At 73.9% G+C, this 14,089-nt stretch carries 9 protein-coding genes; 5 read left to right on the top strand and 4 right to left on the bottom strand.

Annotation, left to right across the window (positions count from 1 at the left end):
* Positions 1–27: 27 nt before the first annotated feature.
* Together GY42_RS10315 and GY42_RS10310 are read left to right on the top strand one after the other, a co-directional pair.
* Entirely contained in the window at positions 28–1,350 is a 1,323-nt protein-coding gene (locus GY42_RS10315; protein WP_046529267.1) for an aminotransferase class I/II-fold pyridoxal phosphate-dependent enzyme, read from the top strand.
* Positions 1,351–1,477: 127 nt separating this feature from the next.
* Complete coding sequence (locus GY42_RS10310) at positions 1,478–2,101, top strand: sugar O-acetyltransferase (RefSeq protein ID WP_046529266.1); 624 nt, start codon at positions 1,478–1,480, stop codon at positions 2,099–2,101.
* Here GY42_RS10310 and GY42_RS10305 read toward each other — a convergent pair.
* Both GY42_RS10305 and GY42_RS10300 read right to left on the bottom strand, forming a co-directional pair.
* Complete coding sequence (locus GY42_RS10305; RefSeq protein ID WP_046529265.1) at positions 2,074–3,375, bottom strand: YihY/virulence factor BrkB family protein; 1,302 nt, start codon at positions 3,373–3,375, stop codon at positions 2,074–2,076. The genes GY42_RS10310 and GY42_RS10305 overlap by 28 nt on opposite strands.
* Before the next feature lie 184 nt (positions 3,376–3,559).
* Positions 3,560–6,967 (bottom strand): glycoside hydrolase family 9 protein, encoded by a 3,408-nt coding sequence (locus GY42_RS10300; RefSeq protein WP_046529264.1) that lies wholly within the window; start codon positions 6,965–6,967, stop codon positions 3,560–3,562.
* A gap of 491 nt (positions 6,968–7,458) precedes the next feature.
* Between GY42_RS10300 and GY42_RS10295 the strand changes: the two genes are divergently transcribed.
* From GY42_RS10295 to bsh, 3 genes are all read left to right on the top strand, one after another.
* On the top strand, positions 7,459–8,457 hold the full coding sequence (locus GY42_RS10295) for a LacI family DNA-binding transcriptional regulator (RefSeq protein WP_046529263.1): 999 nt from the start codon (positions 7,459–7,461) through the stop codon (positions 8,455–8,457).
* Positions 8,458–8,524: 67 nt separating this feature from the next.
* Positions 8,525–9,550: an alpha/beta hydrolase gene (locus tag GY42_RS10290; RefSeq protein WP_052748310.1), complete on the top strand. Its 1,026-nt coding sequence runs from the start codon at positions 8,525–8,527 to the stop codon at positions 9,548–9,550.
* Positions 9,551–9,686: 136 nt separating this feature from the next.
* Positions 9,687–10,634 (top strand): choloylglycine hydrolase, encoded by a 948-nt coding sequence (gene bsh / locus GY42_RS10285; RefSeq protein ID WP_046529262.1) that lies wholly within the window; start codon positions 9,687–9,689, stop codon positions 10,632–10,634.
* Positions 10,635–10,763: 129 nt separating this feature from the next.
* Here bsh and GY42_RS10280 read toward each other — a convergent pair whose 3' ends face one another.
* The gene (locus GY42_RS10280) at positions 10,764–12,209 is read right to left on the bottom strand and encodes a P-loop ATPase, Sll1717 family (protein ID WP_152667271.1); all 1,446 of its coding nucleotides are present in this window, start codon (positions 12,207–12,209) and stop codon (positions 10,764–10,766) included.
* A gap of 117 nt (positions 12,210–12,326) precedes the next feature.
* Positions 12,327–14,081, bottom strand: a complete 1,755-nt coding sequence (locus tag GY42_RS10275; RefSeq protein ID WP_046529261.1) for a bifunctional 3'-5' exonuclease/DNA polymerase — start codon at positions 14,079–14,081, stop codon at positions 12,327–12,329.
* Between the last annotated feature and the right edge of the window lie 8 nt (positions 14,082–14,089).

The raw sequence follows: 14,089 nt of genomic DNA, 5'->3' as shown, positions 1-14,089 counted from the left end.
GGCTCAGGCTGAACCTGGAGGTGCCGCATGGGCGTGACGATCGACGGCCGGACGGCGGGCGACATCGCCGCGAGCGTGCGCGCGCTCGTCGACGGCGGCACGCTTGCGCCCGGCGACCCGCTGCCCCCCGTGCGGACGCTCGCCGCGCAGCTCGGCGTCAACCGCAACACCGTGGTCGCCGCCTACCGGCAGCTCGCCCAGGCGGGCGCGGTCGTCACGCGCGGGAGGGCCGGCACCCGGGTCGCCGGCGCCGAGGAGCTGCCCGAGGAGGGGTTCGCGCGCGACACCGTGCTGCGCGACGTCGGCAGCGGCAACCCCGACCCGCGGCTGCTCCCCGACCCGGCCGCCGTGCGCGTGCCACCCGCGGCGCCCGTCCTCTACGGGCAGTCGGCGCTCGACCCCGCTCTCGCCACCTGGGCCACCGACCACGTCACGGCGGACTGCCCGCGCGAGCTGCGCGTCTCGGTGACCGGCGGCGCCGTCGACGGCGTCGAGCGGCTGCTCGCCACGACCCTCGCGCCGGGGGACCTCGTCGCGCTCGAGGACCCGTGCTACCTCACGAGCATCAGCACGGTCCGCCGGGCCGGCTACCTGCCCGTCCCCGTGACCGTCGACGCGGAGGGCATGACCGTCGACGGGCTGCGCGCCGCGCTGACGGCCGGGGCCCGCGCGGTCGTCTGCACGCCGCGCGCCCACAACCCCACGGGCGTGAGCCTGAGCGAGCGGCGGGCCGCCGCGTTGCGCCGCGTCCTCGCGCCGCACCCGAACGTCCTCGTCGTCGAGGACGACCACTTCTCGCTGCTGTCCCGCTCGCCGTACCGCAGCGTCGTCGGCCCGCGGCACGCCCGGTGGGCGGTCGTGCGCTCGGTCTCGAAGTTCCTCGGGCCCGACCTGCGGCTCGCCTACGTCGCGTCGGACCCCGAGACCGCCGACCGCCTCGCCGCGCGGCTCGGCCCCGGCACCACGTGGGTCAGCCACCTGCTGCAGCGCACGGCCGCGGCGCTGCTCACGGACCCCGCGACGCACGACCTGCTCGCCACGGCGCGCGACCGCTACGCGCACCGCAACGCGGCCTTCGTCGACCTGCTCGCCTCCCGCGGCCTCGCCGCGACGGCGCCGGACGGCCTCAACGTGTGGGTCGCGCTGCCCGCCCCGTCGTCCGACGTGACCGCGCGGCTCATGCGCCGCGGGTGGCTCGCGCGCGACGGCGCGGACTTCGCGCTCGAGCGCCGCGTCCCGCGTGCGCCCCACCTGCGGCTGACCGTCCACGACCTCGACGACGACGACGCGGTCCGGCTCGCCGACGACCTCGCCGCCGCGACCCGACCCGCGGGCCGTCCCTCCCGCTGAGCGGGGCCTCCCGCGTCCCGGCGTGCCCGCCGGGGAGGACCCAGGTCTCGCCGACGCCCGCGCCCGGCGTCGTAGGGTGACCGCGGCCCGTGCTCAGGTCGCCGGGCCACGACGACGGGGTGGTGGCATGAACGAGGTCGAGCGCGAGGTCCGGGCACGGATGCGCGCCCAGGGGCTGTACAACGACGAGGGCCCGGGGCTCGAGGCGCTGGTCGAGGAGCGGCAGCGCGCCAAGGAGCTCACGTGGCGCTTCAACATGATGAACCCGACGGACGTCGCGGGCCGCCAGGCGCTCGCGCGCGAGCTGTTCGGGCCCATGGGCGAGCGCGTGTGGATCGAGGCGCCGCTGCAGGTGTCGTACGGGTACAACGTGTCGTTCGGCGACGACGTGTTCGTCAACGTGGGCTTCACGCTGGTCGACGACATCGAGGTGACGATCGGCTCGCGCGTGATGATCGCGCCGAACGTGACGATCACCGTCACGGGCCACCCCGTGCACCCCGAGCTGCGCGCCGAGATGGAGCAGTTCTCGGCGCCCGTCGTCATCGAGGACGACGTGTGGCTCGGCGCGCACGTCGTCGTGCTGCCGGGCGTGACGATCGGCGCGGGCTCGATCGTCGCGGCGGGCAGCGTCGTGACGAAGAACGTGCCGGCGGGCGTCGTCGTGGGCGGCGTGCCCGCGCGCGTGCTGCGCCCGATCACCGACGCGGACCGCGAGTTCGCCTACCGCGCGCCGGGCACGCTGGCCTGACGAGGGTCGCCCGCGCGGACGTCCGGCCCCGGGCCGGGCGTCCGCGCCGCGGTCCCCGGGGCGGCGCGCCGGTCGAGCTCGGCGTTGACGACGCCGCCGGTGAGGATGACGATCGCCGACACCCAGAGCCACAGCACCGCCGCGAGCAGCGCGCCCAGCACCTGCGCGGCGACCTGCACGAGCCGCCCGCCGTCGACGTCGGGCCCGGACGGCCCCGCGACCTGCAGGTAGACCGCGAACGCGGCGGCCACGAGCACCAGGCCGACCGTGCCGACGAGCGCACCGGGCACGGCCCGGCGCCACGTGGTGCCGCGCGGCAGGTTCGGCCCGTAGCGGTACAGCAGCGTCAGGTAGGCGCCCGCGACGAGCACGACGACGGGCCAGCGCGCGAGCGCCCACACCGTGCCGAACGCGTCGCCCAGCCCGAGGCGCTGCGCGATCTCGTCGCCACCGCCCAGCAGCGGCCCGACGACGACGAGCACGAGCACCGTCACCAGGGTGACGAGCCCCCCGAGCGCGAGCGCGAGCCCCAGCACGACCTGCGCGACGACGCCGCGCCGCTCGGGCACCGTGTACGCGTCGTCGAGCGCGCGGATCGCGGCACGGAACATGCGGCTCGCGAGCCACAGCGTCAGCAGCACCGACCCGATCGCGAACCCGGTGCGCTCCTCGCGCAGCAGTCCGCGCACCAGCGGGACGAGCGCCTCCTGCGCGACGTCGTCGGCCAGCACGTGCGACACGGCCCCGACCACGGCGTCCTCGACCTGCGCGACGCGCCCCGGGTCGGTGAGCCGCTCGAGGTACCCGAGCGACGCGCCCAGCGCGGTGACGAGCGGCACGGCCGAGATCAGCGCGAAGTACGTCATCTCGGCGGCCAGGCCCGTGATGCGCACGTCCACGACGCGGCGCACGCACCGCACGACGAACGGCAGCACGTCGAGCCGACCGACCCGCACGGGGTGCCGGTGGGCCCACGCCTCCACGCGGTCCAGCGCGGTGCGCGGGTCACGCGCGGGCAGCCGCGCGCGCACGTGCGGGACGGCGTGCGCGACGCCCAGCACCGCGGACGGGGCGACCACCGCGACGGCGACGAGCACGAGCCACGCGGGTGCGCGCTCCGCCGTGGCCGCCGCGACCGCACCCCACGCGGCCAGGCCCGCCGCGAGCGCCACGAGCGTCGTCGTGGCCACCGCGAGCGCCGACGCCGCGGCCGACGCGCGCCGGCACGCGGCCGCCCCCAGCACCGCGAGCGCGGCGACGGCGACGAGCAGCACGGGGTCTCCGGGAGGGTCGGGGGCGTCCCGGCATCGTAGGCGCGGCGGGGTACGTGGGCGTGCGCGGCGTGCGCCGTGCCGCGTCGGACGGGCGCCCGGGGCCGGACGCGCACCGCCCCGGTGACCAGAGGGGTGGTCACCGGGGCGGTGGGTGCGCGGCGCGGGCCGCGCGGTGCGGAGCCCGTCAGCCCCGCAGGCGGGCCCGACGTCGCAGGGCCACGGCCGCCGCGCCGCCGAGGACGAGCGCGAGCCCGACCCCGAGCGCGACGCCGACGTTCGCGCCGGTCGTCGCGAGCGGCCGCGAGGCGCTCGTCGGCGTGGTCGTGCCGGTCGCGCCGCCGTCCGTCGACCCGCCGGCGGACCCCCCACCGGTCGAGCCGCCGTCCGTCCCGCCCGCCGCGGTGACCGTGAGCGTGGCCGGCGCCGAGTACGCGCCGCCGAACTCGTTGGCCGCGTAGACGCGGAACTGCGCGCCCGAGTCGGCCAGACGGGCCGGCACGGTGAGCGTGGTGCCGTCGGCGAGCGCCGCGGCGCGCGCCGTGCTCACCGTGCGCGCGTCACCGCTCGCGTCGGCGACGTCGGTCCACGTGCCGTCCACGAGCTGCTGCCACGTCACCGACGGCGCCGGGGACCCCGTGACCGCGACGGTGAACGTCGCGTCGGTGCCGTCGACGGCCGTGGTGTCGGCCGGGTCGGTCGTGACCCACGCGACAGCCCCCGCGTCGGAGCGGTCGCCGGCCTGCTGGTCGGCGACGAACGACGCGACCCACGACAGCGCCGAGTTCCAGTTGACCGTGATCTCGTTGGTCGACCAGGACTGGATGTTGTCGACGTAGCAGAGCTGCGGCGCGCACATGTGCTCCGGGTTGTACAGACCCTGGATGATCGGGTCCCACGTGCCGAAGTCCGAGTTGGGGCCGCCGGCCACCGACCCGCGGGGCGGGTTGGGCAGCGACTCCGTCAGGGAGTGCGAGAACCACCGGCTGTGCTGGTTCTTCGAGAACACCGTGCCGTAGCCCGTGACGTACGACTGGTTGAGCGCGTTGCGGCCCATGAGGTAGTCCATGGACTCGACCACCGCGTCGGCGAACCGCTGGTCGCTCGTGAGGTCGAACGCCGTGCCGAGCACCACCTGGTTGTTGAGGACCGCGGAGTTCGAGCCCCACTCGTACACGCCGTCGACGTTGCCCGAGTAGGCCGTGCCGAACGGCTCGGCGGCCTGCCGCGACAGGTACAGCTCGGCGCCGTCGACGACGGACTGCCGGATCGCGGTGCGGCCGGGGATCGCGGACTCGACCGTGGCGAGGTCCATGCGGCCCAGCGCCGCGACGTCGCCCCAGAAGAAGCCGCCCTTCGTGAACAGGTCGGCCGTGTGGTACTCGTTCGCGAGCACCGCGTCCTGGTAGACCTGCTCACCCGTGGTCAGGTAGAGCTCGGCGGCGGCCCAGTAGAACTCGTCCTGGACCTCGTCGTCGTCGTACGGGCCGCCGCCCGGGCTGGGGTCGGCGTTGGGCGCCGGCTGCAGCAGGTCGGGGTGCGCGACGGCCGCGTCGTACGCCACGCGGCCCGCGGCGAGCAGGTCGGCGGCGAACTCGGGGTCGTACTGCTCCCACAGGCGAGCGCCCTGCGCCGCGACGGCCGCGAAGTTGAGCGTCGCCGCGGTCGACGGGCGGTGCAGCCGGCGGGGCTGCGGGTCGTCGGCGGGCAGCAGCGGCAGGCCCGTCCAGTCCACGTCGTGCACCTTGTGGTGGACCATGCCGGCGAGCGGCTGCCCGGCCGGCACCTGCATGCGCATCATCCACTCGAGCTCCCAGCGGGCCTCGTCCAGCGGGTCCGGGACGCCGTTGGTCTGCTCGTCGCGCGGGATGTCGAGGCTGCCGTCGCCGAGCGGCGCGGCGTCACCCGTGGGTGAGGTCAGCGCGCGCTCGTACGTGCTGAGCACCTGCGCGACCGCGATGCCGCCGTTGACGACGTACTTGCCGTGGTCGCCGGCGTCGTACCAGCCGCCGACCACGTCGAGCGTGTAGTCGCACGTCCAGTCGCCGTAGAGGCCCTGCGCCTCCTCGGGCGTGATGCAGGGGACCGCGTAGTCGCCCTGGTTGGGCGTCGCGTCGCCCGGGCGGCCGACGTGGCCGGCCTCGCGGCTGTACGCCTCGTCGCCCATGATCGACCCGTCGATCGCGATGCCGCTGCGGGCCGGGTAGAAGTAGTTCAGCGCGTCGTGGCGCAGGTCCTGGTAGAGGTCCGCGCCGATCGTGAACGGGTGGCTCGTGTCGTCGTCGGCCGTGAGCGTGTAGGTGCCCGGGGTCGTGACGTCGTCGAACTCGATCTCGTGCACGTTGACGCCGGCGGTCGGGTCGACGCCGCGGGGCGTCGTCGTGCCGGACGCCACGACGGTCGACCCGGAGGTCAGCCGCCACTCGACGGGGTCGGTCGCCTCGGTGACGAGCGTCGCGCGCTTGGGGCCCGCGGGCAGGTAGCCGACCTGGTTGACGCGCACGCGGGGCCCGGTCTCGGGCTCGTAGGCGGGCGGCGCCTCGGTGGTCTCGACGAACGACACGTCGTTGACGCAGAACGTGTACGGCGTCGCGCGGCGGCCGAGCTCGACCTGGATCCGGCCGAACGCCGCGGCGGGGTCGGCGCTGAAGGACGCGTTGGCCGTGAACGGGAACGTGAAGGTGCGCGGCTCGGACGTGAGCGACGCGCTCGCGTCGAGCACGCGGTGCCACGGGTCGCCGTACTGGCCGACGAGCACGTTGACGTCGGTCGACGCGTCGCCCGCGCCGGGCACGTACGCCGTGAGCTCGAGCACGTAGTTGCGGCCCTCGGTGACCTCGACGTACTTGCGCTCGAGGCCGGCCTCGTAGGCGGCCGCGTAGCCGCCGCGCAGGTCGATGCAGGCGCCCTGGCCGTCGGCGCTCGCGCGGGCCGTGCCCGCACCGGCGCCGGGGGCGTCGTAGAGGTCGAAGTCGCCGGTGTCGCCGCCCGCGAACGAGTGGACGATGCGCGTGCCCGACGTCATCGAGAAGTTGTCGACGCAGAACGTGTAGGGCGCCGCCTGGCCGCCCAGCTGGAACGAGATCTGCCCGGTGCCCGTGGTCCAGTCGTCGGCGACCGGCGAGTCCGGGTTGCCGGGCCGCGTGGGCCAGTCGGCGGGCGTGAACGTGAACTCGACGCGCTGCGGCGCGTCGGTGCCGTCGAGCACGACCTGGTGGCCGAACGCCGCGGGGTACCCGAGGCCGCCCTGCATCGGGATCGTGACGGGCGCCGACGCGCGCGCGTCGAACGAGACCGTGTACGTGGTGGCGCGGTCGTACGTCACGTCGTCGTGCTGGAGCGCGCTGTCCCACGGGTTGACGCCGCCCTCGGCGGTCGCGCACAGCTCGCCGTCCGTGACGCCGGAGGTGACCGTCCCGGCGTTCGCGTACGAGATCCAGCCCTGCGCGTCGCCGTCGGCGAAGTCGTGCACGCCGGAGACGGGGGCTCCGGTCGCGGTCGACGCGAGCGCGGGCAGCAGGAGCAGGGCGGCCGACGTGGCGCCGGCGAGCCATCGGGTGCGCCGCCGTCGGCGCGGGGCGTGAGAGGGAACCACGGTGTCTCCGGGGGGACGTGCGCTCCGGCGGGCGGCGCGCGGGCTGGTCGGGCGGGCGGACTGCGAACTGCGGACTGGAAGCGCTTCCACGCTCCGGCGGACGGGGCGACCTGGTCGCCGGGCGGTGGGTCAGGGGGCGGTCGGGGGTGGTGCTTCGCGGTCGCGGCGAGCGGGGCGTGCGGTGCCGGGTGGCATCGGGACCCCCTCGTCGCGGGCCGGCGGCGGCGTCGCAGCGGTGCGGGCGTCGAGCCGGTCGGACTGGACGCGCTTCCAGTCCGGTTCCCGATGGTCTGACGCCGGCCGTCGGCGTGTCAAGGTCGTCGCGCTGCTCATCACCCTGACGGGCGGTGGTGCGCGCGCACGCCGTGACAGGGAGCGCTGCCCGTCGTGACGGGTGCGCGACGCGTCCGGTGGTAGCCTCGCGCCGACCACCACGCCGCGAGGGGGCACCGATGACAGGGCGGACCGGACGGGCTCCGACCCTCGACGAGGTGGCCGAGCGGGCCGGCGTCTCGCGGTCGGCGGCGTCGCGCGTCATCAACAACGCGAACCACGTCAGCCCCGCCACCCGGCGCGCCGTCGAGCGGGCCGTGCGTGACCTGGGGTACGTGCCCAACGTGACGGCGCAGGCGCTCGCGCGGCAGCGCGTCGGCGCCGTCGTCCTCGCCGCGTCGCACGACAACGCCGAGCTGTTCGGCGACCCGTTCTTCGGTCAGGTCATCGTCGGCGTGACGTCCGCGCTCGAGAACACCGACCTCGACCTCAAGCTCCTGCTGTGCCACTCGGAGCGGGGCCACGACCGCGTGCGTCGCATGCTGCGGCGGCCGCGCGCGGACGGCGTCATGGTCATGGCGCTGCGGGGTGACGACCCGCTGCAGCGCATGGTCGAGGAGTCCGGGCTGCCGGCCGTGTACGGCGGGCGTCCGCTGCACGGGCAGCCCGCGTGGTACGTCGACGTCGACAACCGCGGGGGCGGCCGGAGCGCCGCCGAGCACCTCGTGGGCCTGGGGCGACGGCGGGTCGCGTCGATCGCGGGGCCCACCGACTCGCACGCGGCCGTCGCGCGGCAGGACGGCGTGGCCGACGCGCTGTCGGCGGCGCGCCTCGACCCGACGCTCGTCGAGCACGCCGACTTCACGCGCGACGGCGGTGCGCGCGCCATGGAGCGGCTCCTCGAGCGGGCCCCCGACCTCGACGCGGTCGCGGTCGCGTCCGACAACATGGCGGTCGGCGCCGTCCAGGTGCTCCGGCGCGGCGGGCGCCGCGTCCCGCAGGACGTGGCCGTCGTCGGGTACGACGACCTCCCGGTCGCGCAGCTGGCCCAGCCCGCGCTCACCACCGTGCAGCAGCCGATCCGCGCGCTCGGGTACGAGATGGCGCGCCTGCTGCTCGCGGTCGTGGCGGGCGAGGAGCCGAGCTCGCTGCTGCTGCCGACGCGCCTGGTGGTGCGCGACTCGGCGCCCGCCGCCGTGCCCGCGCACGGGGCGTGACGCGCGCGGCGTCCACCGCGTCGTCAATGCTCAGCATGCTGAGAAATTCGGCCGTAGCCTGGGCGCCATGACGTCCGACCATCCCGACGCCCCGCCGGCCCGGCCCGCGCAGGACCGCCCCGCGCGCCCGGCCGCCCACCCCTCCGGCCACCGCGCGGGGCTCGCCGTCCGCGCGCTCGTCGGCCTCGCGCTCGTCGCCGCACCCGCGTGGGTCGCGGCGACCGCCGGGGGAGTCGTCGTCCACCAGCACGCGAGCCTCGGCGTCCTCCTCGTGTCGTCCGCCGTCGCGGGCGTGTGCGTGCTGCTGCGGGTCGTCGTGCTCGCGCGCCGCCCGGCGCGGCCGGGGCGCCGCGGCGCCCGCCGCGTGGTCGTCGGCCTCGGCGCGGGCCTCGGGTACCTCGTGCTCGCGGTGCTCGCGGTCGCCGCCGCGTGGCTGCGCCCGTTCGGCGCCACCGACGCCGCGCTCGCCGCACTGCGGCCCGACGCGACCGTCGACGTGCAGGAGCACGCCGGCTGGTACGCGTTCGTCCCGCGCGGCACGTCGCCCACGACCGGCCTCGTGTACTCGCCCGGTGCGCGCGTCGACGTGCGCGCGACCGCCGCCGTGCTGCGCCCCCTCGCCGAGCAGGGCTACCTCGTCGTCGCGCTCAAGGAGCCCCTCGGTATCGCCCTGACCTCGCCGCAGCAGTCCGCCGGCGCGATCGCCGCGTTCCCCGACGTCGCGCGCTGGGCGGTCGGCGGGCACTCGCTCGGCGGCGTCGCCGCGGCGTCCTTCGCCGCCACGCACGACGACGTCGACGGCCTGCTGCTGCACGCGTCGTACCCCCTCGGCGACATGAGCGGGGCCGACCTCGTGGTCGCGTCCGTCTCCGGGTCGCGCGACGGGCTCACGACCCCCGCCGACGTCGACGCGTCACGCGCCCACCTGCCGGCCGGCACCACGTTCACGCAGGTCGACGGCGCCGTCCACGCGTCCTTCGCCGACTACGGGCCGCAGCCGGGCGACGGCGAGCCCGGCGTCCCGCGCGCGCAGGCGCAGGCCGCGATCGTCCGCGCGAGCCTCGACCTGCTCGTCGTGGTGGACCGCGGCTGACCAGCGCGGCGACGCCCCCGACGTGCCGTGTCCCCGCACCGGGTCGATGCTGGGGGGCAAGGGGGCAAGGGGGCAGGGCGCGACGACGAGGCGTGCCGCCGCGCCGCCCCACGGCCGACGACGACGGGGGCTCGTCATGTGCACAGGCATCCGCTTCACCGACGCCGAAGGGCACGGCTACCTCGCCCGCAACCTCGACTGGACCACGGGCTACGGCCAGCGCGTCGTGGTCACGCCCACCGGCTACGCGCCGAGGTCGCCGTTCGGCGCGGTGCCGGACGTGCGCCACGCCGTCATCGGCATGGGCATCGTCGAGGAGGGCGTGCCCCTGTACTTCGACTGCGGCAACGACGCCGGGCTCGCCGTCGCGGGCCTCAACTTCCCCGGCTACGCGGACTACGCGCCCGGGCCGCGCGACGGCGCGACCAACGTCGCCGCGTACGAGCTGCCGCTGTGGGTGTGCTCGCAGTTCTCCAGCGTCGACGAGGTCGCCGCGGCGGCGCAGGACCTGGTGATCGTGGACAAGCCGATCAACGACCGGTTCCCCAGCTCGATGCTGCACTGGATCGTCGGCGACGCCGACCGCGCGATCGTCCTCGAGCAGACCGCCGACGGCCTGCACGTGCACGACGACGACGTCGACGTGCTGACCAACCAGCCCGGCTTCGGGTGGCACCACGAGAACCTGCGCAACTACCTCAACGCGTCGCCCGCGTTCCCCGAGGAGGTCGTGCTCACGCGCGCGCGGCTGCACCCCTTCGGGTCCGGTGCGCACATGCGCGGCATCCCCGGCGACTACTCCTCGCCGTCGCGGTTCGTGCGCGTCGCGTACGCGCACGCCCACCACCCGGTGCGCGCCACCGAGGAGGAGAACGTCGTGCGCGCGTTCCGCACGCTGCAGCAGGTCCAGATGCTCGACGGCAGCGCCGCGATGGAGTCCGGCGAGTTCGAGACCACGATCTACACGGGCCTGTTCTCGTCCCGGACGTCGACCTACTACTGGTACACGTACGACGACCTGACGATCCGCAGCGTCGCGCTCGCCGACCACGCGCCCGACGGCGGCGAGCTCGTCGTGGTGTGAGGTCGTGTCGTTGGCCGCGACTAGGTGCCGCCACTTCTCCCGCCGAAAGCTCCCCGCAGCCACACTTCGCCGAGGAAAGTACCTATCAATTGAAAAGGCGAACAGCCAATCCAACCCCCGGCCGCCAGGCTACGTGGTGTATATCTGCCGAATGTTGAGCGCCTTGTAGAAAAGCGGACTGATTCGGACGGATTCGGCAGTCCTTATGTCTACGCGGGGGTCGTCTGGTGATCCCGGGCGTGCGCCGCTCATAGTCTGCTCCTTGTGGAGGACTTGAACGAAACCCACGCGCCATAGGACTTCGAGAATTCTCTCGGGGTCCATCCCGTCGAGCCAGAATGGGCGATTCGCGGAGTCGATCGCAGATCCAACCGAGAGCTCCAGGAGGTGCTCGAGGATGGAATCCCTGTTCCAGTTGGAACGCTTTCCCCTAAAGGTCGAGAAGACTAGTCCGAGCTCTGGATATTGCCACCTGTATTCGGCGGCAAGATCACGAGCTCGCTCAGTTGAGAATGCAGCCTCGACATCGCTGACAGTGTCGCCAGATATCGGTATTCGCCGCTTTGAGGTGCGAGCGAGCGTGAGGGCTTCGGTGGCGTAGATTATGAGTTCGCGGGGGCGGTAAAGCGATCGTTCTAGCATGTAGCGGTAACTGTCGCGCCGCTCAAACACTGCTGACCAGGTTCGGTTGTCATCGACACTGCGCAATTCAGGCACGTAGTACCGAATCCTAGAGAGCAACATCGTCAAGAGATCCGCAGAACTCCAGGAGATTGTCTCAAAAAGGTCACGGTATTTCTGTGTGTCGTCGTACAGGGCTGGTATGTTGTCGTACAACTCTTGTCGCAAGGAGACGAATACCCGGAACTTAGGGCTCAAGGTGTTCAGTGAAGTGCACGCCTGAAAGAGGCCCGCCACGAAAGCCTTAGCGTCCTCAGAGGCGTCCCATCCCAGGTCTAGTTCGTCCACAAAGACGCTCACTTGGGTGCGGCGGCAAAGGTTGATAAGAGCAGGTATGAACGGCTCAATCTCTTCAAGCTTGTAGAGTCGAATAAGCTCCCTCGACTTCACCCCAGCCTCGTATGGCCCGATTTTGACGCCCTCCAGCCGTCGCACGTAGGAGATGAGTATGTCTAGGGGGCGTTCGGCGACGTTGGAGTGATTAGCCGCGAGGTACCGGAACATCTTTTTCTCATCGGACCCCCAGCGCTCCTTGTGCTTTGGGAGTTTGGCCACCTTCTTCATAACCAGCACAAGAATAAGGTATTTCCACGCGGCAGCGTAGGCGCCAGATTTTGCCCATGAGCCGTCAGATTCCTTAGCAAGGACTTCGTTCAACATTTGATACGAGTAGTCCTCCGGGGCGAGCTCAAGAACCAGATTCCCGGCCATCTTTTCGCGCATCGCAACCATGCGAAAGATCGCACTCTTTCCGGCGCCGCGGTTTCCAAGGAGGAAGCGTTTTTCGCCGCTTGAAATGCGCCCAAAGGCGCCGCTTTCAATAAAGTATGTACGCAGGCCGTCAATGTCTCGTTCCGCCGAGGGCTTTCCAAATTGCAGTCGACTGAAATCCATCTGGCCCTCGTCTAGGTCGTGGGTGGCTCCGATGTGACGGAACCTACGCCTGATGCCTCGCGTTCGGGCCTCTTCTGAGGGTGATAGTGCCTCTGCCCATGCGCGGCGGCCCGCCGCTCACGCGTCGGCGTACGACTCCACGACGGACAGGTCGAGCGCGAACTCCACCGGGTAGTCGCCGAACAGCAGCCGTCCCGCCTCGTCGGCGGCCGCCCGCACGGCGTCCGCCACCTGCGCGGCGTCCTGCGCGGGGGAGTGCACCACGACCTCGTCGTGCAGGAAGTACGCCAGGTGGGCGCGCCCGTCGCCGATGCCGCGCAGGCGGCGGCGCAGCGACGCGAGCCAGCACAGCGCCCACTCGGCGGCCGTGCCCTGCACGACGAAGTTGCGCGTGAACCGCCCGCGGTCACGGGCCCGGCGCCGCACGTCCCGCACGTCGTCGGCGTCCGCGCCCTCGGCGCCAGCCGCACCCAGCCGGTCGAGGAACCCCGCGCTCGCGGGCGGCGACGTGCGGCCCAGCCACGTCGAGACCACCTCGCCGCGCTCGCCCGCGCGCGCCGCGCCCTCGACCAGCGCGACCGCCTGCGGGTACGCGCGCGTCAGGCGCGGCATGAGCATCGCGCTCGCACCCGTCGTCGCGCCGTAGATCGCCCCGAGCAGCGCGTACTTCGCGTCCGTGCGGGTCGCGACGATCCCCGCGTCGGCGATGCCCTGGTACAGGTCGCTCGCACGCGCGGCGTCGGACATCGCGCGGTCGCCCGACATCGCGGCCAGCACGCGCGGCTCGAGCTGCGCGGCGTCCGCGACGACGAGCCGCCACCCGGGGTCGGCGTGCGCGGCCGCCCGCAGCGACACCGGCAGCTGCAGCGCACCGCCGCCGTCGGTCGCCCAGCGCCCGGTGACCACGCCCCCGACCACGTACGTGGGCCGGAACCGGCCGTCGTGCACCCACGCGTCGAGCCACGCCCAGCCGTTCGCGCTCAGCAGCCGTGACAGCCGCTTGTACTCCAGCAGCGGCTCGACCACGGGGTGGTCGAGCTCGCGCACCTCCCACTTGCTGGTCGACGCGAGCGAGAACCCCTGGCGGCGCAGCGACGCGAGCAGGTGGGGCTGCGAGTCCGGGTTGAGGCGCGGGTCGTCGAGCAGCGTGCGGACCGTCGCGACGAGCTCCTCGAGCCGCCGCGGCCGGCCGCCGCCCACGGGCCGCGGCCCGACGAGCGCGGTGAGCAGCGCGTCGTGCCGCACCGGGTCCCACGGCAGGCCGTCGTGCTGCATCTCGGCCGCGACGAGCGCGCCGCTCGACTCGGCCGCGAGCAGCAGCCGCAGCCGCCCGGGAGCGCTCGACCCCGCGACGGCGGCCAGCTGCGCGTGCAGCTCGGCGAGCAGCACGGCCGCGGACGCCTCCGCGGACGCCTCGTCGGGCGTCCCGGCGGCGCCGGTCGTGGGCGCCGACGCGCGCGGGGGCGTCGCGGCGCGCGCGTCGTCCTGCTCGTCGAGCTCGCGCAGCGCGTCGAGCAGGTCGGGCTCGTGGGGCGGCGGCTCGTCGGGCGGTGGCGCGTCGAACGGGCCGGGCGGTGCGGCCTGCAGCGACGACCCGGCGGCGGCGCTCGCGTGGCGCAGGATCGCGTGGCACAGCCGTAGGTCGTGGCAGCGCTCGACGCGCACGCCCGCGCGCAGCAGGTCCGGCGCCCAGCGGCGCGTGTCGTCCCACACCCAGCGTGGACGGGACTCGGCCTCGGCGGCGACGACGGCGTCGACCCACGCGTCGACGCCGACCGTCCGGGCGCCGGTCGGCCGGGCGTCCGCGTCGAGCGACGTCAGCGTGACGGTGCGCGCGGACGCGTCACGGGTGAGCAGGACGGACGCAGGCACGGCTCATC

Origin of the sequence: Cellulomonas sp. FA1 (assembly GCF_000986825.1) — a bacterium.
GTDB classification, from domain to species: domain Bacteria; phylum Actinomycetota; class Actinomycetes; order Actinomycetales; family Cellulomonadaceae; genus Cellulomonas; species Cellulomonas iranensis.
The sequence above is the reverse complement of the archived record's forward strand: the minus strand, read 5'-3'. Positions and strand labels throughout refer to the sequence as shown.

Excerpts from the sequence above, each read along its gene's own strand:
- GY42_RS10310 (WP_046529266.1), top strand. The coding sequence starts at position 1,478 with ATGAACGAGGTCGAGCGCGAGGTCCGGGCACGGATGCGCGCCCAGGGG.
- GY42_RS10290 (WP_052748310.1), top strand. The coding sequence starts at position 8,525 with ATGACGTCCGACCATCCCGACGCCCCGCCGGCCCGGCCCGCGCAGGAC.
- GY42_RS10280 (WP_152667271.1), bottom strand. The coding sequence starts at position 12,209 with ATGGATTTCAGTCGACTGCAATTTGGAAAGCCCTCGGCGGAACGAGAC.
- bsh (WP_046529262.1), top strand. The coding sequence starts at position 9,687 with ATGTGCACAGGCATCCGCTTCACCGACGCCGAAGGGCACGGCTACCTC.
- GY42_RS10315 (WP_046529267.1), top strand. The coding sequence starts at position 28 with ATGGGCGTGACGATCGACGGCCGGACGGCGGGCGACATCGCCGCGAGC.